At 64.2% G+C, this 21,390-nt stretch carries 21 protein-coding genes; 9 read left to right on the top strand and 12 right to left on the bottom strand.

What is annotated here, in order from left to right:
* The first annotated feature begins 264 nt into the window (after window positions 1–264).
* The gene (locus AC4QBL_RS09855) at window positions 265–579 is read left to right on the top strand and encodes a DUF3579 domain-containing protein (RefSeq protein ID WP_472899769.1); all 315 of its coding nucleotides are present in this window, start codon (window positions 265–267) and stop codon (window positions 577–579) included.
* Window positions 580–597: 18 nt separating this feature from the next.
* On the opposite strand, the gene AC4QBL_RS09850 is transcribed toward AC4QBL_RS09855, so the two are convergent.
* Complete coding sequence (locus tag AC4QBL_RS09850) at window positions 598–1,215, bottom strand: DUF2062 domain-containing protein (RefSeq protein WP_472899768.1); 618 nt, start codon at window positions 1,213–1,215, stop codon at window positions 598–600.
* 93 nt (window positions 1,216–1,308) lie between these two features.
* Here AC4QBL_RS09850 and AC4QBL_RS09845 point away from each other — a divergent pair, with 93 nt between their 5' ends.
* Window positions 1,309–2,058, top strand: coding sequence for a 16S rRNA pseudouridine(516) synthase (locus AC4QBL_RS09845; protein WP_472907175.1), 750 nt, complete (start codon window positions 1,309–1,311; stop codon window positions 2,056–2,058).
* Between the two features lie 29 nt (window positions 2,059–2,087).
* On the opposite strand, the gene AC4QBL_RS09840 is transcribed toward AC4QBL_RS09845, so the two are convergent.
* The 3 genes from AC4QBL_RS09840 to AC4QBL_RS09830 form a co-directional block, all read right to left on the bottom strand.
* Window positions 2,088–2,819, bottom strand: a complete 732-nt coding sequence (locus tag AC4QBL_RS09840; protein ID WP_472907137.1) for a DUF2726 domain-containing protein — start codon at window positions 2,817–2,819, stop codon at window positions 2,088–2,090.
* A gap of 161 nt (window positions 2,820–2,980) precedes the next feature.
* Window positions 2,981–4,342, bottom strand: coding sequence for a M48 family metalloprotease (locus AC4QBL_RS09835; protein WP_472907138.1), 1,362 nt, complete (start codon window positions 4,340–4,342; stop codon window positions 2,981–2,983).
* 69 nt (window positions 4,343–4,411) lie between these two features.
* Window positions 4,412–5,230 (bottom strand): alpha/beta fold hydrolase, encoded by an 819-nt coding sequence (locus tag AC4QBL_RS09830; protein WP_472907139.1) that lies wholly within the window; start codon window positions 5,228–5,230, stop codon window positions 4,412–4,414.
* Window positions 5,231–5,328: 98 nt separating this feature from the next.
* Here AC4QBL_RS09830 and AC4QBL_RS09825 point away from each other — a divergent pair, with 98 nt between their 5' ends.
* The 6 genes from AC4QBL_RS09825 to ntrC all read left to right on the top strand — a co-directional run bounded on the left by AC4QBL_RS09825 (window position 5,329) and on the right by ntrC (window position 12,334).
* Window positions 5,329–6,252 carry an EI24 domain-containing protein gene (locus AC4QBL_RS09825; protein ID WP_472907140.1) on the top strand — a complete coding sequence of 308 codons (924 nt, stop codon included), beginning with the start codon at window positions 5,329–5,331 and terminating at the stop codon, window positions 6,250–6,252.
* Window positions 6,249–7,088, top strand: coding sequence for a competence/damage-inducible protein A (locus AC4QBL_RS09820; protein WP_472907141.1), 840 nt, complete (start codon window positions 6,249–6,251; stop codon window positions 7,086–7,088). The genes AC4QBL_RS09825 and AC4QBL_RS09820 overlap by 4 nt, the downstream gene beginning before the upstream one ends.
* 265 nt (window positions 7,089–7,353) lie before the next feature.
* Window positions 7,354–8,769, top strand: coding sequence for a type I glutamate--ammonia ligase (gene glnA, locus AC4QBL_RS09815; RefSeq protein ID WP_472899762.1), 1,416 nt, complete (start codon window positions 7,354–7,356; stop codon window positions 8,767–8,769).
* A 243-nt stretch (window positions 8,770–9,012) separates the two neighbouring features.
* Complete coding sequence (locus AC4QBL_RS09810) at window positions 9,013–9,573, top strand: efflux RND transporter periplasmic adaptor subunit (protein WP_472907142.1); 561 nt, start codon at window positions 9,013–9,015, stop codon at window positions 9,571–9,573.
* Window positions 9,574–9,623: 50 nt separating this feature from the next.
* Window positions 9,624–10,724 carry a nitrogen regulation protein NR(II) gene (glnL, locus tag AC4QBL_RS09805; RefSeq protein WP_472907143.1) on the top strand — a complete coding sequence of 367 codons (1,101 nt, stop codon included), beginning with the start codon at window positions 9,624–9,626 and terminating at the stop codon, window positions 10,722–10,724.
* Window positions 10,725–10,768: 44 nt separating this feature from the next.
* Window positions 10,769–12,334: a nitrogen regulation protein NR(I) gene (ntrC, locus tag AC4QBL_RS09800; RefSeq protein WP_472907144.1), complete on the top strand. Its 1,566-nt coding sequence runs from the start codon at window positions 10,769–10,771 to the stop codon at window positions 12,332–12,334.
* Between the two features lie 93 nt (window positions 12,335–12,427).
* On the opposite strand, the gene AC4QBL_RS09795 is transcribed toward ntrC, so the two are convergent.
* The 7 genes from AC4QBL_RS09795 to AC4QBL_RS09765 form a co-directional block, all read right to left on the bottom strand.
* Complete coding sequence (locus AC4QBL_RS09795) at window positions 12,428–13,192, bottom strand: exodeoxyribonuclease III (protein ID WP_472907145.1); 765 nt, start codon at window positions 13,190–13,192, stop codon at window positions 12,428–12,430.
* 14 nt (window positions 13,193–13,206) lie between these two features.
* Window positions 13,207–13,710: a dihydrofolate reductase gene (locus AC4QBL_RS09790; protein ID WP_472907146.1), complete on the bottom strand. Its 504-nt coding sequence runs from the start codon at window positions 13,708–13,710 to the stop codon at window positions 13,207–13,209.
* 4 nt (window positions 13,711–13,714) lie between these two features.
* On the bottom strand, window positions 13,715–14,602 hold the full coding sequence (locus AC4QBL_RS09785; RefSeq protein ID WP_472907147.1) for a DMT family transporter: 888 nt from the start codon (window positions 14,600–14,602) through the stop codon (window positions 13,715–13,717).
* Window positions 14,603–14,818: 216 nt separating this feature from the next.
* On the bottom strand, window positions 14,819–15,664 hold the full coding sequence (locus AC4QBL_RS09780) for a thymidylate synthase (RefSeq protein ID WP_472907148.1): 846 nt from the start codon (window positions 15,662–15,664) through the stop codon (window positions 14,819–14,821).
* An 85-nt stretch (window positions 15,665–15,749) separates the two neighbouring features.
* Window positions 15,750–16,688: a transglycosylase SLT domain-containing protein gene (locus AC4QBL_RS09775; protein ID WP_472907149.1), complete on the bottom strand. Its 939-nt coding sequence runs from the start codon at window positions 16,686–16,688 to the stop codon at window positions 15,750–15,752.
* The gene (locus tag AC4QBL_RS09770; RefSeq protein WP_472907150.1) at window positions 16,685–18,112 is read right to left on the bottom strand and encodes an FAD-binding oxidoreductase; all 1,428 of its coding nucleotides are present in this window, start codon (window positions 18,110–18,112) and stop codon (window positions 16,685–16,687) included. Before AC4QBL_RS09770 ends, AC4QBL_RS09775 begins: the two co-directional genes overlap by 4 nt.
* Entirely contained in the window at window positions 18,109–18,606 is a 498-nt protein-coding gene (locus AC4QBL_RS09765) for a DUF2069 domain-containing protein (RefSeq protein WP_472899753.1), read from the bottom strand. The genes AC4QBL_RS09770 and AC4QBL_RS09765 overlap by 4 nt, the downstream gene beginning before the upstream one ends.
* A 47-nt stretch (window positions 18,607–18,653) precedes the next feature.
* Here AC4QBL_RS09765 and AC4QBL_RS09760 point away from each other — a divergent pair, with 47 nt between their 5' ends.
* Entirely contained in the window at window positions 18,654–19,940 is a 1,287-nt protein-coding gene (locus tag AC4QBL_RS09760) for a YihY family inner membrane protein (RefSeq protein WP_472899752.1), read from the top strand.
* A 6-nt stretch (window positions 19,941–19,946) separates the two neighbouring features.
* On the opposite strand, the gene AC4QBL_RS09755 is transcribed toward AC4QBL_RS09760, so the two are convergent.
* On the bottom strand, window positions 19,947–21,245 hold the full coding sequence (locus AC4QBL_RS09755; RefSeq protein WP_472899751.1) for a cytochrome P450: 1,299 nt from the start codon (window positions 21,243–21,245) through the stop codon (window positions 19,947–19,949).
* Between the last annotated feature and the right edge of the window lie 145 nt (window positions 21,246–21,390).

The following is a 21,390-nucleotide window of genomic DNA, read 5'->3' as shown; positions in this document are numbered from 1 at the left end:
GAGAGGGGCCAAAAAGAAAGCGGCTCAACGAAGGTTGAGCCGTTGAAAAGCGATTTTAGAGGCAGCTGCGTGCATCATCATTGCTTGTTGCGCATCGCTGTCATGCGGATGCCCTCACAAGCTGGCAGACTGCCTTGAGGTCGGGTAATCCCTAGTCTCAGGTCTTATATAAGATATAATACCCAGCGCCCACCCTGGCGAGCGATCCTCGTTCTGGTGGTGTCAATTTTCCCTTCCAGGGTCCTCCATCCGAAGGCTTCCCCGATGGTTTCACCAACTGCCAAGCAAGTGTTCATTCAGGGCGTCACGCTCAGCGGCCGCACCTTTCGTCCCAGCGACTGGGCCGAGCGCCTGGCGGGCGTGATGAGCCAATTTCGCCCCGGTGGCGCCCAGCCTGGCAGCCATCTGAGCTACTCGCCTTGGTGCGTGCCCAACACCATCAACGGCATCAAGTGCGTGGTGGTGCATGTCGATTTGCGCGAAGAAGAGCCCATGGCATGGGACTTTTGCATGAACTTTGCGCGCGACAACGAACTGCAAGTGGTGGAAGCGTGTCTGCTCGACACGCCGCCTGCCTGAGCCATCCAGCCGCTGTTTTCAGGCGCCGGTGGTGTCGTCAGCGCCTTGCAGGGGCTTCACTGCGTTTCTTGACAGCCGCTCGCGCAAGCGGCGGTTGCGCGTCCAGCGCGTCTTGAGTACCCACAGCGCACTGGTCAGAAAGTAAATAAACAGCCCGCTGGCTGTGGCCACGATGGCCAGGCCCACCACCAGCGGCTTGCCGACGGTGCCGAGGTAGGTCACCCAGGCGCGCATGCGCTCGGTCCAGCTTTCTTTTTCGGCGGGCAAGGCCTCAGCCTTTTCCAAAATTTTGACGGCTTTCTTTTCCGACACATCTTCTTCACCCAGCACCCATTTGCCCAGACGGTAGGCGCCGTAATAGACCGGACCAAATGTCACCGGATTGGTGACCAAGGTGCTCGCCACCGCCATGGGCAGGTTGGCGCGCAACAGCACCGCCACCGTGGCGGAGAAAGGGATCTGGGCCACGGGGATCAGCAGACCAAAGAAGATGCCCAGCGCCAGGCCCAAGGCAATGCCTTTTCGGCTGAAGTGCCACAGCCTGGGATGGTGCAGCACCGGGCCCATCCAGCGAAGCCAGCGGTTGTTGCGCAGCGTCTCTGGTGTCGGCAGCAGTTGCTTGAGCTTGTGTTTCATCCGTTGAGGAAGTGCGTTGTGACTTTGGCTAGCCTTTGATTCTCGCTGAAGCCACAGGGTCGCGCCGTCTGCGGCGACAATCCTTCCATCATGATGCAGCTACAGGACATTCTTTTTTCTCAGGGCTTCGGCACACGCCGCATTTGCTGTGGCCTGGTACAGCAAGGGCTGGTGCAGGTGGGGGCCGATGGCGCGACCTGCACCGACCCCACCGAAGCCTTCGAAGAAACCGGCCTGGTGTTTCGCGTCCAGGGTGAAACCTGGCATTACCACGCGCTGGCCTACCTCATGCTGCACAAACCCGCGGGTTACGAATGCTCGCAAAAGCCCAGCACCTACCCCAGCATTTACACCCTGCTGCCCGGCCCGCTGCGCAACCGGGGCGGCGGTGCGGCTGCGGGCGTGCAGGCGGTGGGTCGGCTGGACCAGGACACCACAGGCCTTTTGCTGTTGTCCGATGATGGCAAGTTCATCCACCGCATGACCTCGCCCCGCCACCATGTGCCCAAGGTCTACGAGGTGCAGGTCAAGCACGCACTTGACGATCGGCAGGTGGCCCGGCTGCTTGACGGCGTGGTGCTGGACGACGACCCCAAGCCGGTGCGTGCCGCAGCCTGTGCGGCGCTCGGCGACACACACCTGCAATTGACGCTGACCGAGGGCAAATACCACCAGGTCAAGCGCATGGTGGCCGCGGTGGGCAATCGGGTAGAGGGTTTGCACCGTTCCTCCATTGGCCCGGTGGTGCTGCCGGAAGACCTTTTGCCGGGGCAATGGCGCTGGCTCACTGCCGAAGAAGTGCAGGTGCTGACGCAGAAAGTGCCGGTCAAAACGGCCGTGTGAGCCCAGCTGCTGCTTGAGCCGGGCTGGGTTCAGAGCAGGTCGCCCCGGCGGCTGTCCAACGGCATCAGGAACGAGTTGTCGTCCTGCCACTGCGAGTTGAAGTCGCTGCGCAGCCCACCACTGGCGCTGTTGGGCCAGTTGGACAAGGGCGCGAAATCACTTTGGCGGTTGCTGCGCTGGCGGGTCAGCACGGTTCTCAAATTGGTTTGCGCAGCGATGATGGCCCGCTCTTCTTGCTCGCGTTCGCGCATCGCCTGGGTGGTGGGTGATTCGCCCAAAAACTCGGCGCGGATCTCGGCCACCGTGGGCAAGCTGCCCGAGCGCACCACCCAGTAGGGCAGGCCGCATTGGGTGAGCAGTGAGTGCTTGAGGCTGCGGGCGCTGCGCGGCAGGCCGGCGGTACCGGGCACGTCCACGCAGCCCACCACCCGGCCGTCTGCCTTGCAGATGGTGAAGGTGCAATACACACTACCGAGCAGTCGGTACCAGTGCATGCCTTGTTCGCGGTCGCGCGGCAGCGTGAATCGCGTCACCGGCAATTTGATCATGACGTGGTGGTCGTAAAACGCCCTGGCCAGCCAATGCCAAACCCGCGCTTCCTCGCTGTTGGCGAGCGCACGGGTGTTCAGTGGCCAGTGTTTGGGTATGCGGCGCTTGGCGCGGGCCTGGCGGGCCTCCCAGGCGCGGTGGAGCACGGCGCCCAGCGCCAGCAGCGCGGGAACCAGCACAGCCAGCAGCCATGGGTTAGACCAGTTGTTCATATTGTTTGAAAGTACCCGAATTTGTATCAAAGTGTATGGATTTCGCCGCGCCTCGGGTTGCTTTTGGCAGGCTTGTGCGAGCCATTCCCGTGATTTCTTTGTGGTTTTGCAGCCGCTTGAAGGCTGCGCACCGGTCTTTGGGCCGGCGGTGGGGCGTTTTTTCAGCGCACCAGCCCCCAAGCCTGCAAGCGGCTGGCGGCAAACTGGGCGGCCTGGCCTTGCCGTGTGAGGCGCAGGTAGTGGGCGTAATGTTGAGCAGCTTGCTGGCGGTTGCCCATGCCTTCGAGCGAAACGCCTTTTAGAAAGGTGATGCCAGGATCGCCAGGCAGTTGCCGGTCGTAGCGGTCCAGGCCCTCAAAGGCGGCGGCTGGGTCGCGCAGGCTGAGCGCGAGCACGCCCGAGAGTTTGTGGGCTTGCGCCTCTTGGGGGTAGATGGCTTGTGCCGTTTGGGCAAACTGGCGGGCCTGGGTGCTTTTGCCTTGGGCTTGCAGGCACTGTGCCATGCGGAAATGGGCGGCGTAATCGCGCGGGCTCAGTTTCAGCGCCGACTCAAAGTGGCGCTGCGCCTGCGCAAGCGCTTTGGCCGCCATGGCCGACTCGCCCTGTTTGCACGCGGTGATGGCCGGTTTGATGCGGCGCAGGCTGGCGGTGCTGTCCATGAAGCGTTCGCGCTGCAGCGGTGCCTTGGCGCTGCTGGCGTAGCGGGTGGCGGCCAGTTGTGCGGCGGTGTTGCGGCGCTCGGTGTTCATGGGGTGTGACGAAAACAGGGTGGACACCAGGCTGGGCGCAGCTTTTTCCTCGTCCACCAGCAGTTGGTGCAAGGCGGTCATACCTTGCGCCGGGTAGCCCGCGCGCACCAGGTATTCCTGGCCCAGTGCGTCGGCCTCGCGTTCGTGGTCCCGCGAATAGCTTGAGAGCAGGGCGCTGGCGCCAATCTGGCTGCCCAACCCCACCAACTGGCCCCACTGAGCGTCTTGCACGGCCACGTTGAGTCCCACCACGGCCGCCTGCGCCACCAGCGCCTGGCCTTGGCGCTGCGCCGCGTGCCGGGCGTTCACATGGCCCATTTCGTGGCCGAGCAGGGCGGCCAGCTCGGCTTCGTTGTTGAGCTCGGTCAGGATGCCGCGCGTCACGCCCATGGCTCCGCCGGGGAAGGTGTACGCGTTGACGTAGTTGGCATTGAGCACGCGGTACGAGTACGGCATGTCGGGTCGGTGGGTCATGCGGTGCATGCGCTGGCCCAGGCTGCTCACGTATTGGTTGACCGCTGTGTCCTGAATGGCGCCGAGGTCTTGCGAAAACTGGTGCGGCGCCACCTGGGCGTCCACCTGGCGCTCCTGTGCCTCGCTCATGCCCACCACAATGGTCTCACCCGTGACGGGGGACTGTGCGCAGCCCTGCAGGCTGACCAGCGACCCGCCCACCGAACTGGCTCCGAGGAGCCACATGGCCTGGCGGCGGGTGACCCGGTTGTGGCGGAGGGTGGTGGCCAGTTGCTGCGGGATACCGGGGTGTGTGGGCATGATCAAACTTTTGGTAGCCTGAGATTGTGACCACGGTAGGGAAAGCGCGCCATCCCGCAAATGGGGGAGCTATGTGGTTTTGGCGAGAAACTGCACAACCGCTTGCGTGAGCGCAACGGGCTGGTCGCGGTGCGGGCTGTGGCCGCAGTTTGGAAAGGCTTGCGTCAGTGCGTGGGGGCAAGCGCGCGCAATCTCGTGCAGTTGCTCGAGCGTGCCATATTCGTCTTCTTCGCCTTGTAACGCCAGCAACGGTGCCTGAATGTTTTCGCAGTCGGGCCGTATGTCAAAGCGTTGAAACGCCTCGCTGAGCCAGACATCGTTCCACTGCCAGAACGCGTTGTCCACATCGGCGTGGTAGCGCCCCAGCCGCGCACGCAACCCGCGTTCGGTGCCGTCGCTCTCATACAGCTGGCGCGCCTGGGCAATGGCGCGTATTGCCACATCTTCCACCACCACATGCGGCGCAATGGCCACACAAGCGCTCACCGGGTGGCGGCTGGCGTGCAACAGCGCAAGGCTGGCGCCGTCTGAGTGCCCCACCAACACCGGGCGCTGCACACCCAGCTGCTTCAGCAGCTCGGGCAGCACCACCCAGGCTTCCTGGTGCATGTAGTCGGGTTCGTGGCGCCCGACATGCCAAGCGCCTTGCCAGCGCGAGGGGCCGCGCACGTCAGCCACCGGGTCGGACTGGCCGTAGCCGCGGCGCGAATACACCCAGCCCGCGCGGCCGGTGGCCTGGCACAGCTCGGTGGGCCAATGCCGATCGCGCTGGTGCCACATGGCCACGCTGCCCAGACCTTCGTGCAAGAACACCAACGGCGCGCGGTCGTTCGGGCCGTCGATGTGGGTGATTTCTAGTCGAACGCCCTCGATGGTGATGCTGTTCATGTGTGTGTTTGGTGCTGGCGACCAAGGCCGTACCGCGGGGCATCCGGCTGCCGGGTAGTGGCCTTCGTGGCCGGTTGAAAGCCTGTATTCTTGCAGCCATGAGCCTGTTGTTTGATTCCTTTTGGCGTGCCGTGGCCTACTGCATGCACCCCCGCGTGATCGCGCTGTCGTTTCTGCCGCTGATCCTGATGGTGGCCTTGTCGTTTGGGCTGGGTTATTTTTTCTGGGAAGGCGCGGTGGCCTCGGTGGCTGCCTGGCTGGAGGCTTATGAGCTGGTGCAGGCGTTTTTGAGCTGGCTGGAGCGGCTGGGCATGGGTTCGCTGCGCACGGTGTTTGCGCCGTTGTTGGTGCTGGTGCTGGCTACGCCGGTGATTGTGTTGCTGTGCCTGCTGCTGGTGGCCATGTTCATGACGCCCGCCATGGTGGAGCTGGTGGGACAGCGGCGCTACCCCGCGCTGGAGCGCAAGCACGGTGGCTCGCTGCTGGTCAGTGTGCTGTGGTCGCTGGGCTCCACGCTGCTGGCGGTGGTGGTGCTGGTGGTGTCCATGCCCCTGTGGCTGGTGCCGCCCCTGGTGCTGATCCTGCCGCCCCTCATCTGGGGCTGGCTCACCTACCGGGTGTTTGCGTTTGACGCGTTGGCCGTGCATGCCAGCAGCGAAGAGCGCAAGCAGATCCTGCGCGAAAACCGCAGCACCCTGCTGCTTATGGGCGTGCTCAGCGGCTACCTGGGTGCAGCGCCCAGCCTGTTGTGGGCGTCGGGCGCCATGTTCATCGCGCTGGCACCGCTACTGGTGCCGGTGGCGATCTGGATCTACACCCTGGTGTTTGCTTTTGCCTCGCTCTGGTTTGCGCATTTTTCGCTGACCGCCTTGCAGCGCCTGCGAGCCGCGTCAGGCGTGGAGGTGCTGGACGCAGAGCCCCGCGAAGATCCGCCGCCGCAAGCCGCGCCATTTCAAGACGCCCAGCCGCTGACCGACAGCACCCCCCATTTGCCACCGCCCGACCGATCAGGTGCCCCTTGACCATTGCCCACAACACCTCCAACCAACCCGCCTTTGGTCTGATCATCATTGGCGACGAAATCCTGTCCGGTAAGCGTGCCGACAAGCACCTGCCCAAAGTCATTGAACTGCTGGCCGCGCGCGGCCTTTCGCTGGCCTGGGCGCGTTGCGTGGGCGACGACCGCCAGCGCATCACCTCGGCCTTGGAAGACGCTTTTGCCAGCGCCGACGTGGTATTTTCCTGCGGCGGCATTGGTGCCACACCAGACGATCACACCCGCCAGTGCGCTGCAGCAGCGCTCGGGGTTGAACTGGCTTTGCACCCGCAGGCCAAAGACCTGATTGAGCAGCGCATGCGCGACATCGCCACCGAACAGGGGCAAACCTTTGATCCGACCCGCCCCGACAACGTGCACCGCTACAACATGGGCGTGTTTCCCCTGGGTGCCCGCATCATCGAAAACCCCTACAACAAGATTCCTGGGTTCAGTTGCGACGGCCCGGGTGGGGGCACGGTGCACTTTGTGCCCGGCTTCCCCGTCATGGCCTGGCCCATGATCGAAGCCGTGCTTGACGGCCAATACCCCCACTGCCAGCGCCAGGGTGCCTGGCTCGAACGCTCCGTGGTGGTGATGGGTGCCATGGAAGCGGCGCTGACCCCGCTGATGGAGCGCATTGAGGCGGTGCACGCGGTGAAGGTGTTCAGCTTGCCCAGCGTGGACCACCCCACCTACGGGCGGCATATCGAGCTGGGCGTCAAGGGCGCTCCCGAAGCGGTGGGTATGGCTTTTGTCGATTTGCTGGCGGGGCTGCATGACCGTGGTGCGCAGCTGGGCCCCGAATTGGTGCGATCGTAAAATGCGCGTTTATGGTGCATCTTTGACGAGCCGCACCATTTAAGTGCATTTGCGGGTTGATTCGGCGCACTGCGTGCCCCTTTTGAGCTGCAAAGCCGTACCTTCGCGGGCTTTTTGCGTCGGCTGCACCACAGGCTGCGCGATAATTTCAATCTCGAAGATGGTCGGCTTGGCGGCTTCGGCGCCGTGCTCAAGGCCTTGGCACATAAACTGCTTATCCACACCGTCCCCTTAATTTCCACTTACCCAGTTACAGGAGTATTTGATGGCCAAGACCGTCGCAGACGTGATGCAAATGGTGAAAGACAACGACGTCAAGTTTGTTGACTTCCGTTTCACCGACACCCGTGGCAAACAGCAGCACACCACGGTGCCTGTTTCGCATTTTGACGAAGAGAAGTTCAACTCCGGTCACGCTTTTGACGGCTCCTCGATCGCTGGCTGGAAGGGTATTGAAGCCTCGGACATGCAGCTGGTGCCGGACCCCAGCACCGCCAACATCGATCCGTTCTTCGAAGAAACCACGCTGATCCTGACCTGCGACGTGATCGAGCCTGCCGATGGCAAGGCCTACGAGCGCGATCCGCGCTCCATTGCCAAGCGCGCCGAGGCTTACCTCAAGTCCTCCGGCCTGGGCGACACGGCCTTCTTTGGACCAGAGCCAGAGTTCTTCATTTTTGACGGCGTCCGCTGGAGCACCGAACCTGGCCACACCTTCTACGAAATTGAAGAGTACGAAGCCCCTTGGAACACCGGCTCCAAGCTCGAAGGCGGCAACCGCGGCCACCGCCCCACCGTTAAGGGTGGCTATTTCCCCGTGCCCCCCGTCGACAGCACGCAAGACATGCGCGCCGAGATGTCCCTGATCCTCGAGTCGTTGGGCATTCCGGTTGAAGTGTTCCACCACGAAGTGGCGGGCGCTGGCCAAAACGAAATTGGTACCCGTTTCAGCACGCTGGTTGAGCGCGCCGACTGGACCATTCTGCAAAAGTACGTCATTCACAACGTGGCCAATGCCTACGGCAAGACCGCTACCTTCATGCCAAAGCCCTACGCTGGCGACAACGGCAGTGGCATGCACGTGCACCAGTCGGTGTGGAAAGACGGCAAAAACCTGTTTGCCGGCGACGGCTATGCCGGTTTGTCTGACTTTGCCCTGTACTACATCGGCGGCATCATCAAGCACGCCCGTGCCCTGAATGCCATCACCAACCCAGGTACCAACAGCTACCGCCGCCTGGTGCCGCATTTCGAAGCCCCGGTGAAGCTGGCTTACTCGGCCAAAAACCGCTCAGCCTCGATCCGCATTCCTTATGTGGCCAACCCCAAGGGCCGTCGCGTGGAAGCGCGCTTCCCCGATCCACTGATGAACCCCTACCTGGGTTTTGCAGCGCTGCTGATGGCTGGTCTGGATGGCGTGGAAAACAAGATCCACCCCGGCGAAGCGGCTACCAAAGACCTGTACCACCTGCCTCCCGAGGAAGACAAGTTGGTGCCAACCGTATGCCACAGCCTCGACCAGGCCCTGGAATGCCTGAACCAGGACCGCGCATTCCTGACCAAAGGCGGCGTGTTCACCGACGCCATGCTGGACGCCTACATCGAGCTCAAGACCACGGAGGTCAACCGCACCCGTGTTGAAGTGGCGCCTGTCGAATACGACATGTACTTCAGCCTGTGAGCGTGGGCCCGGCCTGCGCCGGGACCGCACCACCGCCTTGCAGCGCGCTTGTCGCGCTGTGGGTCAAATACAAAAGGGACGGCACTTGCCGTCCCTTTTTTCATGCCGTGGGCCAAATTGCCCTAGGCTTCGCCTGCTAGGGCACTTTTTAGGGTGTTTTCGGTCATACTGAAACGAAATGCGTGCCTGAGTGCGCGCCTGATTTCAAAGCAACGTGCATCTGGAGTTTTCTTGTTGTTCACCATGAAACCGACCCCCGCTATCCGATGGCTGGCTGCCAGCGCAGCCGCGTTGTGCCTTGTGCAGGCTCAGGCCCAAGAGCGCATTTACCGTTGTGGCAACGAATACACCAACAACGCCGAGGTGGCCAAGAGCCGGGGCTGCACCCTGATGGAGGGCGGCAACATCACCATCGTGCAGGGCACCACCCCCCAGCGAAGCACGGAAACCCGCCCACCCAGCGCCAACAGCACGCCACGCAGCACTCCGTCCACCTCGCCTGGTCGTACGAGCACCGAGCGTGTGGACTCAGCGGCCCAGCGCGCCCGCGACAGCGATGCCCGGGCCATTCTGGAAGCCGAGTTGCGCAAGGCCGAGGAGCGGCTCGCCCAAGCGCAGAAGGATTACGCCAACGGTGAGCCTGAAAAGCAGGGTATCGAGGGGCGCAACCACCAGCGCTACCTGGACCGCGTGGCCGAACTCAAAGCCGCTGTGGCCCGCGCACAGAGCGATGTGGAGGGTATTCGCCGCGAATTGGGCCGACTCAGCGGCGGCGCAAACCCCCGCGGTTCTGCCGCAAAATAGGTGTCTTGAAAAAGACCACCCCCCCCACCCCCACCCCAGTCGCCCCTTCTTTGGCGCCCGCACCCGCGGCCAACCCAACGGACATCCCCTCCATCCCTGCGGCGCAGCGTTTCCAGTCGCTTGACCTCTTGGCCACCCTGGTGGCGGTGGTGGCGTCCGACGGCTCCGTGCTGTACGCCAACGCCGCGCTGGAAGACGCGCTGGGCATGTCGCGGCGCAGCATCACGGGTGCGCGCCTTCAAGACTGTTTTACCGACCCCCTGCTGCTGCACAACGCCCTCTCCGGCGCGCGGGGCAACGAGTTTGCCGCGCTGCGTTACGACGCCTGGCTCAAGCGCCTGGCCCACGATCCGTTGCCGGTGCACGTGGTGGTGGCGCAGACCGAAACCGCTGGCGAGGTCATTGTGGAACTGCTGCCGCTGGAGCAGCAGACCCGGCAAGAGCGCGAGGAACGGCTGATCGACCAGGCCCAGGCCAACAAAGAGCTCATTCGCAACCTGGCGCACGAGATCAAGAACCCGCTGGGTGGCATTCGCGGGGCTGCGCAGTTGCTGCAGATGGAGCTGGAGTCCAAAGAGTTGATCGAGTACACGCAGGTCATCATTCATGAGGCCGACCGACTGCAGTCGCTGGTGGACCGCCTGCTGGCACCGCACCGGCGCCCGCATGTGGTTGGCGACGTGAACATTCACGAGGTGTGCGAGCGGGTGCGATCGCTCATCCTGGCCGAGTTTCCCAAGGGTCTGCGCGTGGTGCGTGATTACGACACCTCGATCCCCGAATTTCGCGGCGACCGCGAGCAACTCATTCAGGCGGTGCTGAACATCGCGCACAACGCGGCGCAGGCGCTCTCAGCCAGCATCGCAGCTGGCGAAGGCCAGATCATTTTCAAGACCCGCGTGGGCCGACAAGTGACGTTTGGTAAGCAGCGCTATCGCCTGGCACTGGAATTGCATGTGATCGACAACGGGCCTGGTGTTCCAGACTCGATCAAGGACCGCATTTTTTACCCGCTGGTGTCGGGACGCGATGGCGGTTCGGGACTTGGACTCACGCTGGCGCAAACCTTTGTGCAGCAACACCATGGCCTGATCGAGTGTGAGAGCGTGCCAGGTCGCACGGATTTCAAATTGTTGATTCCGTTGCCTTGACGCCGACAACCACACGCATCGACTGACGAAGGGAAGACATAGACATGAAGCCGATCTGGATAGTGGACGACGACCAATCGATACGCTTCGTGCTGGAGAAAGCCCTGTTGCGCGAAAACCTGCCCACCCGCAGTTTCACCAACCCGCAAGACGTGCTGACGGCGCTGGCCGACACGCCCGAGCACGAGGGGCCGCAGATTCTGGTGAGCGACATCCGCATGCCAGGAGGCTCGGGTCTGGACCTGCTGGAGAAGGTCAAGGAAAAGTTGCCGGGTCTGCCGGTCATCATCATGACCGCGTTTTCCGACCTGGACAGCGCGGTCTCGGCGTTCCAGGGCGGCGCGTTTGAGTACCTGCCCAAGCCGTTTGACTTGCCCAAGGCGGTGGAGCTGATCCGGCGTGCGGTGGAAGAAAGCCAGCGCGAAGAGGTGGCCGAAGAACGCATGAGCGCAGCGCCTGAAATGCTGGGCCAGGCGCCGGCCATGCAAGATGTGTTTCGTGCCATCGGGCGGCTCAGTCAGAGCCAGGTCACGGTGCTCATCACGGGGGAGTCGGGCTCGGGCAAAGAGCTGGTGGCACGGGCGCTGCACAAGCATTCGCCGCGCGCAGGCGGGCCTTTCGTGGCCATCAACACCGCGGCCATTCCCAAAGACTTGCTGGAGTCGGAACTGTTTGGTCATGAGCGCGGCGCCTTCACCGGCGCCCAGACCATGCGCCGCGGCCGCTTTGAGCAGGCCGACGGCGGCACGTTGTTTCTGGACGAAATTGGTGACATGCCGTTTGATCTGCAGACCCGACTGCTGCGGGTGCTGTCGGACGGGCATTTCTACCGCGTGGGCGGGCACAGCGCTGTCAAGGCGCAGGTGCGCGTCATTGCTGCCACCCACCAAAATTTGGAGCAGCGCGTCAAGGAAGGTGTGTTTCGCGAAGACTTGTTTCACCGCCTCAATGTGATCCGATTGCGTTTGCCCGCGCTGCGTGAGCGGCGCGAAGACATTCCCATGCTCACGCGCTTCTTTTTGCAGCAAAGCGCCAAGCAGCTGGGCGTGGAGCCCAAGCGTATTTCTGAAGCGGCTTTGCGTCTGCTGGGTACGTTTGACTTTCCGGGCAACGTGCGCCAGCTGGAAAACGTGTGCCACTGGCTCACCGTGATGGCGCCCGCGCAAGTCATTGAACTCAAAGACCTGCCGCCTGAGGTGCTGGCCATGTCCGCCGTTGAAGCCGCTCCCGCCGGTACGACTGCGTTGCCGCCTGCTGTGCCCGCAGCGCCTGCACGGCCAGAGCCTGCCGCCGTGGCATTCGCCGCGGCAGCGCCCGTTCCAGTGGCTTCACTGGTCTCGGAAGAGCCGGCTCTGGCCGCCGCAGGGCTGGTTGTGCCACCACGGGATGCTGCGGCGACGGCTTGGGAATCGGGCCTGCAGGCCGAGGCCCTTGCCTTGTTGGAGGAGGGCCGTCCCGATGTCTGGGATGTGCTGACACGCCGCTTCGAGACCCGGCTCATTCAGACCGCCCTAGGCAACACCCGCGGGCGGCGCATTGAGGCGGCCCAGAAGCTGGGCATTGGGCGCAACACCATCACCCGCAAGATTCAGGAACTGAACCTGGAGTAGCAGGTTCCCACCGCGCCACTTCGCGTCACCCCGAAGGGCGGCACCTGTGGCCTGGCACCGGCAGTTCGACGGTGCCATGAGTGGCTATCCGCGCTATTCGAGTGTGAGCACGACCGGCGCATGGTCGCTGGGGCGCTCGTTTTTGCGAGGCAGCTTGTCAACGGCGCAGGCGGTGGCGCGCGCCTTCATCGCTTCGCTGATCAGGATGTGGTCGATGCGCATGCCTCGGTTGCGCCGAAACGCGAATTCGCGGTAGTCCCACCAGCTGTAGTTTTTCTCCGGCTGTGGAAACAGGCGCACCGCATCGGTCAGCCCCAGTCCAACCAAGGCCTGCAGGTGCGTGCGCTCCTCGGTGGTGCAGTGGATGGTCTCGCGCATGCCCTCGGGGTCCCACACATCGGCGTCGTCAAACGTGATGTTGTAGTCGCCCATCAACACCAGTTGCGGGTGGGCCGCCATCTCGGCGCGCACCCACTCGCGCAGCGCGTCGAGCCAGCGCATTTTGTAGGCAAACTTGTCGCTGCCAGGTGCCTGGCCATTCGGAAAATAGGCGCCGATCACGCGCACGCCGCCGAAGGTCGCACACAGCACACGCGATTGCTCGTCGTCAAACCCCGGGATGTTTTTAACCACATCCTGCGCCGGCAGTTTGCTGATCAGCGCCACGCCGTTGTAGGTTTTTTGGCCGAACCACTGAGCCTGGTAACCCGCCTCGGCAAACGCCTGTGCGGGAAACTTGTCGTCGGTGAGTTTGAGTTCCTGCAGTGCGAGCACGTCCACCGGGTGTGCGGCGAGCCAGTCGAGCACCTGGGGCAGGCGCACGGTGAGTGAATTGATGTTCCAGGTGGCGAGTTGCATGGGTTCGTGTGGTTTCAGTCTGTGCGGGTGTAGGTGACAAAGGCAAACGACAGGCCATTGGCCGCCACGTGGGTTTCTCTCGCTTGCTCCTGCCAGGCCGCGTCCAGGGTGGGTGCAAAGGCATCGCCCTCAAAGGCCTGGTCAATCTCTGTGATCACGACACTGCTGGCCAGCGGCAGGGCTTGGGCGTAGATCTGCGCGCCGCCAATCACCCAGGCGTCGCTTCCGGGTGGGCAAAGTGCCCGTGCTGCGTCAATGGATGTGGCGTGCAGCGCGCCGGCCGCTTGCCAGGCCGGGTCGCGCGACACCACGATGTTGAGCCGGCCCGGCAATGGGCGAAATTTGGGCGGCAGCGAATCCCAGGTTTTGCGTCCCATGATGACCGGGCAGCCCAGCGTGGTGCGTTTGAAGTGCGCCAGGTCTTCCGGCAGGTACCAGGGCAGGGCGTTGTCTTTGCCGATCACGCCATTGGCGGCGCGGGCGTAAATGAGGTGCAGGCGGGGGGTGTCGGCGGTCATGGGCCTATTGTGCCGCCCGCTGGCGGGGTGGCAGCAGCACGCTGGCAATGGCCACCATCACGAAGCCCATGGCCAGCCAGTCTTGCCAGTGCGGTACTTCGCCCACGATCAGGGTGGCGCTCAGCGTACCCACCAGCGGTATGGCCATGACGCTCATGGCGCTGGTGGCCGGCGGCAGGTTGCGCGCCATGCCAAACCAGATCAGCTGGGCAAAGCCGTAGTTGATGACCACGCCATAAGCCAGGCTCAGCCACATGGGCAGCGAAAAGCGGCTGGGCTGGGGCAGGGGTTCCAGCGACAGCGCAAGCACCCACACCACCGCGCTGCCGAGCAACAGCATCCAGACCGTGACCACCAGCGGCGAAAGCGTGAGGTGAGCGCGGCGAAACATGAGCGTGCCCAGCGCCCACGAAACCGCTGCCCCCAGCATCCAGGCAATGCCGGCGGGCCGCCCGGTGAGGCTCCAGAGCTCATGCCACAGCAGCAGCGCAATGGCCACGCTGACACTGATCACGGCCAGCCGCACGCGCGGCGTGATGCGCTCGCCAAAAAAAGCAGCGCCCAGCAGCACCGTAAAGATGGGCATGGTGAAGCCCAGGATGGCGGCCCGGCCCGAGGCCAGTTCTTGCACGCCGAAGATGGACAGTGTGTGCCAGCCCAGCACATTGGGCAGGCCGAGCCACGCGATGGTCTTCCATTCGCGGCCCACCGGCCACATGCGCTCGCCCTTGGCAGCCACGTACACAAACAGCCAAGCCGCCCCCAGCAGCATGGTGCTGGCGCGGAAATACAGCGGTGACAGCTCTTGCAGCGAGAGCTTCATCATGGGCCAGTTAACGCCCCACATGAGCGTGAGGGCGAGCAGCGCCCAGAGCTGGCGGCGGGAGATCACGGAAGTGATCCCCCTGCGCCGCTTCGCGTCACCCCCCAGGGGGCTGAGGGCCGCGGCTCCCAGCCTGCCTGCGCAGGCTGGGACAGCCCGAAGAAGCCTCGACTCTGGCGAGGCTGCGGCCTGCAAGGCGCACTGGCCGTCTGGCAAAGCCAGCTCGGCGTTGCCTCTGGATGGCGACACTTCATGCGTTCCGGGTGGGTGCAACGCACCAGGAAATTAAATCGCAACGGGTGCCTTGATCGCCGGGTGGTGCTCGTAGCCGACCACCTCAAAGTCTTCGTACGCGTAATCAAAAATCGAATCGGGCCTGCGCTTGATGTTGAGCGTCGGGTAGGCGAAGGGCTCGCGGCTCAGCTGCAGCGCCACCTGCTCGTGGTGGTTGCTGTAAATGTGGCAGTCGCCACCGGTCCAGATGAAGTCGCCCACATCCAGATCGCACTGCTGGGCCACCATGTGGGTGAGCAGGGCGTAGCTGGCGATGTTGAAAGGAACGCCCAAAAAAATGTCCGCGCTGCGCTGGTAAAGCTGGCAGCTGAGCTTGCCGCGTCCGCCCGGCTCGGTGGCCGGAGCCACATAGAACTGGAAGAACGCATGGCAGGGCATCAGCGCCATCTGGCTCAGCTCGGCCACGTTCCACGCGCTCACGATGATGCGGCGCGAATCGGGATTGGTCTTGAGGGTCTGGATGACCTCGGCGATCTGGTCGATGTGGCCGCCGTCGGGTGTAGGCCAGCTGCGCCATTGCACGCCGTACACGGGGCCCAGGCTGCCGTCAGCGCGCGCCCATTCGTCCCAGATGGTGCAGCCGCGTTCCTGCAGCCATTTCACGTTGCTGTCGCCGCGCAAAAACCACAGCAGCTCAACGATGATGGCTTTGAGGAACACCTTCTTGGTGGTCACCAGCGGGAAACCTTCGTTCAGGTCAAAGCGCATCTGGTGGCCAAAAACGCTCTTGGTTCCGGTGCCGGTGCGGTCGCCTTTGTCCACGCCCTGGGTGAACACATGGCGCATGAAATCTTCGTATTGGGAGCGAACGGGGCGCGGTGTGTTGCGGTCGGTCATGGGGCTTGCAGGCGAGGCTAACGAGGCACCGATTGTGACGCAATCGGCGCCGGTGGTACCGGGTGAAGGCAGCGCCAACAGCCCTTCAGAGCCGCGGTGGCGTGAGCGGCTTGCTCAGCATGGGTGACGGTGCCGTGATGCGCGGGTCAAACGGGTGCTTGGGCAGGCTGAACACCTCTTGAATACGGCGCAGGTAGCCTAGGGTTTCTTTGAAGGGGGGCACACCGCCATAGCGGTTGACCGCACCTTCCCCGGCGTTGTAGGCAGCCACGGCCAGCGGCACATCGCCTTTGAAGTAGGCCAGCAGCCAGCGCAGGTAAGCCAGGCCGCCGCGGATGTTTTGCTCCGGGTCGAGCGGCTGGCGCACGTTAAAACGAGCGGCGGTTTCCGGGATCAGCTGCATGAGGCCCTGGGCGTTTTTGTCGGAAATCGCCAGCGGGTCGAAGTTGGATTCGGCCCGGATCACAGCAAACGCCAAGCCTGGGTGGATGCCGTACTGGGGTGCCAGCCGCCGCACGATGGCCATGATGTCCTTTTTCTGCGCACTGTCGATCAGGGTCTTGTAGCGGTTGGTCGCTGCTTCCTGAGCGGCTTGGGTGGCCGCCAGTTCGGCCGCGGCCTGCACCTCGGCTTGGCGCCGGGCTTCTTCGGCCTCGGCCTGCACAGTGCAGGGCGGTTTGGCGGTGTGGCTGCCGACCAGGCTCAGCATATTGCGCGAAACCTCGTCGCCCAGCGCGGCGGCCTGCTGAAAGAGGTGGGCGGCAAACGCGTCGTTGCGCTCCACGCCGCGCCCATTGGTGTAGATCCAGCCCATGCGGTAGAGCGCCAGCACGTCACCCGCCAGCGCGGCCTTGCAATAGAGGTCTAGCGCGGTACCCATGTCGCGCTGCACGCCACTGCCGTGTTCGTAAGCCCGCGCTTGCTCGCGCCAGGCTTGCACCTGCTCGTCAGCGCTGGCCGCAGTGGGCAGTGCCAAGCCCAGCAGCGTGGCAACGCAGTACAGGGAGCGGTGCAGAGAGTTCATAACGGCTGAATGACGCGTCCTGGGTTCAGGGTGTTTTGGGGGTCTAGGGCCATCTTGATGGCCCGCATCAAACCCAAGGCCACGGGGTCCTTGTAGTCGGGCAGCTTGTCCACCTTGAGGCTGCCCACGCCGTGTTCGGCGCTGATGGATCCATGGTAGCGCGCCACGGCGTCAAACACCAGGGTGTTGACGCGTTCTTCCATGGTCTGGAGGAACATCTTTGGGTCGCCATCGACCGGCGCTTGCACGTTGTAGTGCAGGTTGCCATCGCCCAGATGGCCGAAGTTGACCAGCCGCACGCCGGGAATTTCGCGTTGCAGCAGGGCGTCGGTCTCGGCGCAAAAGGCCGGTATCCGCGACACCGGGATGCTGATGTCGTGCTTGATGTTCAGGCCCTCTTCAGACTGGGCCAGGGGGATGCTTTCGCGGATGTGCCAGAGCTGGTGGGCCTGGGCCAGGCTTTCGGCCACCACGGCGTCGGTCACCACGCCTTGTTCCAGGGCCGCTTCCAGCAGCCGTTCAAACTGCGCGCGGGCGTGCGCTTCGGACTCGCTGTCGCTGTTTTCCAGGAGCACGCAGTAGGGTGTTGTGTCCCACAGGGGCACCCGCAGCTGTTTGAAATGGCGGTCCACCAGGCTGAGTGCAAACTGGCCCATGACTTCAAAGCCTGTGAGGCCGGCGCCCAGGTGCTGGTGCGCCAGGCCGAGCAGGGCCACCGCGGCTTCCAGCGACGGGACGGCAGCCCACGCGGTCAACTGGGCGGCCGGAAGGGGGTACAGCTTCATGGTGGCCGCGGTGATGACGCCCAGCGTGCCCTCGCTGCCAATGAACAGGTCGCGCAAGTCGTAGCCGGTGTTGTCTTTGCGCAGGCCGCTCAGCCCGTGCCACACCTCGCCCTGCGCCGTCACCACTTCCAGGCCCAGGCAGAGGTCTCGGGTATTGCCGTAGCGCACCACCTGGGTGCCGCCCGCGTTGGTGCCCAGGTTGCCGCCAATGGTGCAACTGCCTTCGGCCGCCAGCGACAGCGGAAACAAAAAACCGGCCTTTTCGGCGGTTTCCTGCAGGCTTTGCAAAATACAGCCGGCTTCCACCGTCATGGTGAGGTTGGCGGCGTCAAGGCTGCGGACGGCATTCAGACGCGTGAGGCTCAGCACCACCTGGGTGCCGCTGCCGTCGGGCACTGAGCCCACCACCAAGCCGGTGTTGCCCCCTTGCGGCACGATGCTGGTACCCGCAGCCGCACAGGCCCGCACCACAGCGGCCACCTCGGCGGTGTTGCCGGGGCGCACTACCGCCAGGGCCCGGCCCTGGCTGCGTTTGCGCCAGTCTTGTTCCCAGGCGCTCAGGTCGCTGGTGGGGTCTTCGTGCGTGAGCACATGGGCTGCGCCCACCGTGTCGCGCAAGGTGTTGATCAAGGCGTTCATGCTTGTGCGGGCGGCTGGGGCGCCACCGGGTCGGCTGCGGCGTTGGTTTCGGCAGCATGTCGGGCCTTGTCGGCTGCCACGGCTTCGGTGCCCGCTGCGCGCAAACGGATGCGCACGTGCAGGGCGCAGGCCACAAAAAGGGCTACGCACAGCAGCACCTGCACCCCGGCCAGCCAGGCCGACAGGCCGTTGTCGCTCCAGGCGCGCACCGCGCCCTCGGTGAAATACAGCCACACCAGCAAGCTCACCCAGCGGTAGGTGTACATGCGGTTTTTCAGCAGACCGGCCAGTGGCAGCGCCAGCGGCAGGACCTTGATGGCCCACCACGAGCCACCCGGGCGCAGCGGCGCCAGCCAGAGTTCCCAGGCCAGACCGAGCACGATCAGTCCCAAAACGCTGCCCACGGCCAGCCAACGGGTGCCGTTCACCGCATCCGATGGTCGAGGGCTGGCGGGGAGGGCTGTCGTCGTGGTGTTGGGGGATACGTCGGTCATGGCGGGTGCATAGTCAGCCCGAAATGGGCAACTGGCATGATACCGGGATGACCCTGAACGACCGCCTGCGGGCCATGGAGACCTTTCTGCGGGCTTTGTGGCGCGACACGCTGAATTTCCCCTGGCAAAACACCGCTCTCACGCTGCGCGAGCGCTTCCGCGAAGACCGCCTGGGCATCACCGCCAGCAGCCTCACCTTTACCACCACCATTTCACTGGTGCCGCTGTTCACGGTGGCGCTGGCGGTGTTCAGCGCATTCCCCATGTTTGCGCGCCTGCAAGACACGCTGCAGCGCTGGCTGATCCAGAGCCTGGTGCCCGAAAACATTGCCAAACAGGTGTTGAGTTACCTGAACGAGTTTGCCGGCAAGGCGGGGCAAATGGGCTGGGCCGGTGCCCTGGTGCTGCTGGTGACGGCGCTGGCGCTGATCCTGACCATCGACCGCAAACTCAACGACATCTGGCGCGTGCGCCAATCGCGCTCGCTCACTCAGCGCGTGCTGGTGTATTGGGCCTTGCTCACGCTGGGGCCTTTGCTGCTGGCGGGTAGCCTCACCGTTACGTCCTATGCGCTCACGGCTTCGCGTGGTGTGGTGTCCAACCTGCCTGGTGGCGTGCGCTTTTTGCTTGAGTCGGTGCAGCTGGCGCTGGTGACCGGGGGCATTGCTGCGCTGTACCGCTACGTGCCCAACACCCATGTGCGCTGGGCCCATGCCCTGCTGGGGGGCTTGTTTGTGGCCACCGGCCTGGAGCTGGCCAAAAAGGTGCTGGCCTGGTACCTGGCGCAGGTGCCCACGTATTCGGTCGTGTACGGCACCTTCGCCACCGTGCCGATCTTGCTGGTCTGGATTTATGTGGCCTGGGTGATCGTGCTGCTGGGCGCGGTGGTGGCGGCCTACTTGCCCAGCCTGTTGTCGGGCATTGCGCGCCGGGGCGACCAGCCGGGCTGGAACTTTCAGCTCGCGCTGGAGGTGCTGGAGCAACTGCGCCGGGTGCGGGGTGACGCGCAGCGCGGCATGAGCCTGGAGACGCTGGCCCAGGTGCTGCGGGTGGAAGCCTTGCAGCTGGAAGCGCCCGTGGCGGCCCTGGTGCAACTGGATTGGTTGGGACGCCTGGATGAAGATGGTGAGCGCTATGTGCTGCTGATCGATCCGGTGCAGACGCCACTGGCGCCGCTGGTAGAACGCCTGTTGATTGCGCGCCAGGCCAGCACCGCCCGCTTTTGGTTTGAGAGCCGGTGCGCCCAGCTCACCGTGGCGCAGGCCCTGGCCGAGCCGCCTGCCGACACAGCCGTGCCAACCGAGGTGGTGGGGCCGTCGGTCAGCTCGGGTTGAGCGGGCTCAGGCGACGCTGAACGGCGCCTGCAGAAACCCGCGAAACCGGGCCCTGCCACCCCGCAGCGGTGCCTGCGTAAGCCGGTAGTTCGGAAAACGCTGCAAAAAGCGGCCAATGGCAACGCGACCCTCCAGCCGCGCCAGGCTCAACCCCGCGCACTGGTGAATGCCAAAGCCAAACGCCAGGTGTTTGTTGGGTTCGCGGGTGAGGTCCAGCGCCTCGGGGTTTGGGCATTGCGCCGGGTCTCGGTTGGCTGCGCCAATACACAAGGTGACGAGCGCGCCCGCCGGCAGGTCCACCCCACCCACCGTGGTGGCGCACAGCGCGCGGCGGTTGCCCAGCTGGTTGGACGACTCGAAGCGCAGAAACTCGTCCACCGCGCGTGTCAGCACGGCCTCTTGTGCCAGCGCATCGCCGCCGGTCTGTTTTAGCGCTTGCTGCAACTGCGCGTGGGCCTCTGGGTGTTCCTGCAGCGCCAGGAGGCCATTGCCAATCAGGTTGGTGGTGGTTTCGTGCCCGGCGTTCAGCAGAAAAATGCAGTTTTGCAGCAGCTCCACTTCGCTGAGCTGTTCACCGCCGGCCTCGCCCTGAATCAGCCGGGTCAACACGTCGCGCTCGGGGTCGCCGGGTTGCCGGCGGCGCGCCGCCACCAGGGTGCGCAGGTAGTCCAGCATGTCGGTCACGCTCTGGTTGCCCAGCGCTTGCTGCTCGGGCGACACCACCGGTTCCAGCGCGCCCAAAATGGCCAGCGACCAGGCCCGCAGCGGCCCGCGGTCGGGGTGGGGCACACCCAGCAGGTTGCCGATGATGTCCACCGGAATGGCCGAGGCAAAGTCTTCGATCAGATCGCCACCGCCTTGTTCGGCCAATCGGTCGAGCAGACCGTCCACCAACTGCACCAGGCCGGGTTCCATGTCGGCAATGGCGCGCCGGGTGAGCGCGCCCATGATGAGCTTGCGCACGCGGGTGTGCAGCGGCGGGTCGTTGAACACCAGGCTGGTGGTGTGGTGCTCAAACAGCGGTGAACCCGCCCCGTATTTGGGCGCAAATTCCACGTGTTTGTCCGAACTGAAGGTGGCTGCGTCGCGGTACACGGTCACCAGGTCGGTGTAGCGGGTCAGAAAATACGAGCCGTCGGGCATGCGCCGCACCGGCTCGCTTGCGCGCAGCGCGGCGTACACCGGGTAGGGGTTGGCCAGAAAGTCGGCGGGCAGGGCGCGCAGGTCAAAGTTGGCGGCAATGGCCTGGGCGCGTGCCGGGGTCATGGCGGGCGTGATGGCTTCGGGGGAAATGGTTGTGTGCATGGCGCCATTCTGGCAGCGCTGGCCGCTTGGGTGCGGGCTTGACCGCGCCATGCCGATAACCCGTGGCCACGCTCAAGCAGCCAAACCACCGTACCATTTGTCCCCGGTTGTGAATGCCAGGGAACCGTTGCGCCGGCTTTGGCTT

It is taken from the genome of Hydrogenophaga sp. L99 (genome assembly GCF_058731905.1).
Note: the sequence above shows the minus strand (reverse complement) of the source record. Positions and strands in the feature narration are given on the sequence as shown.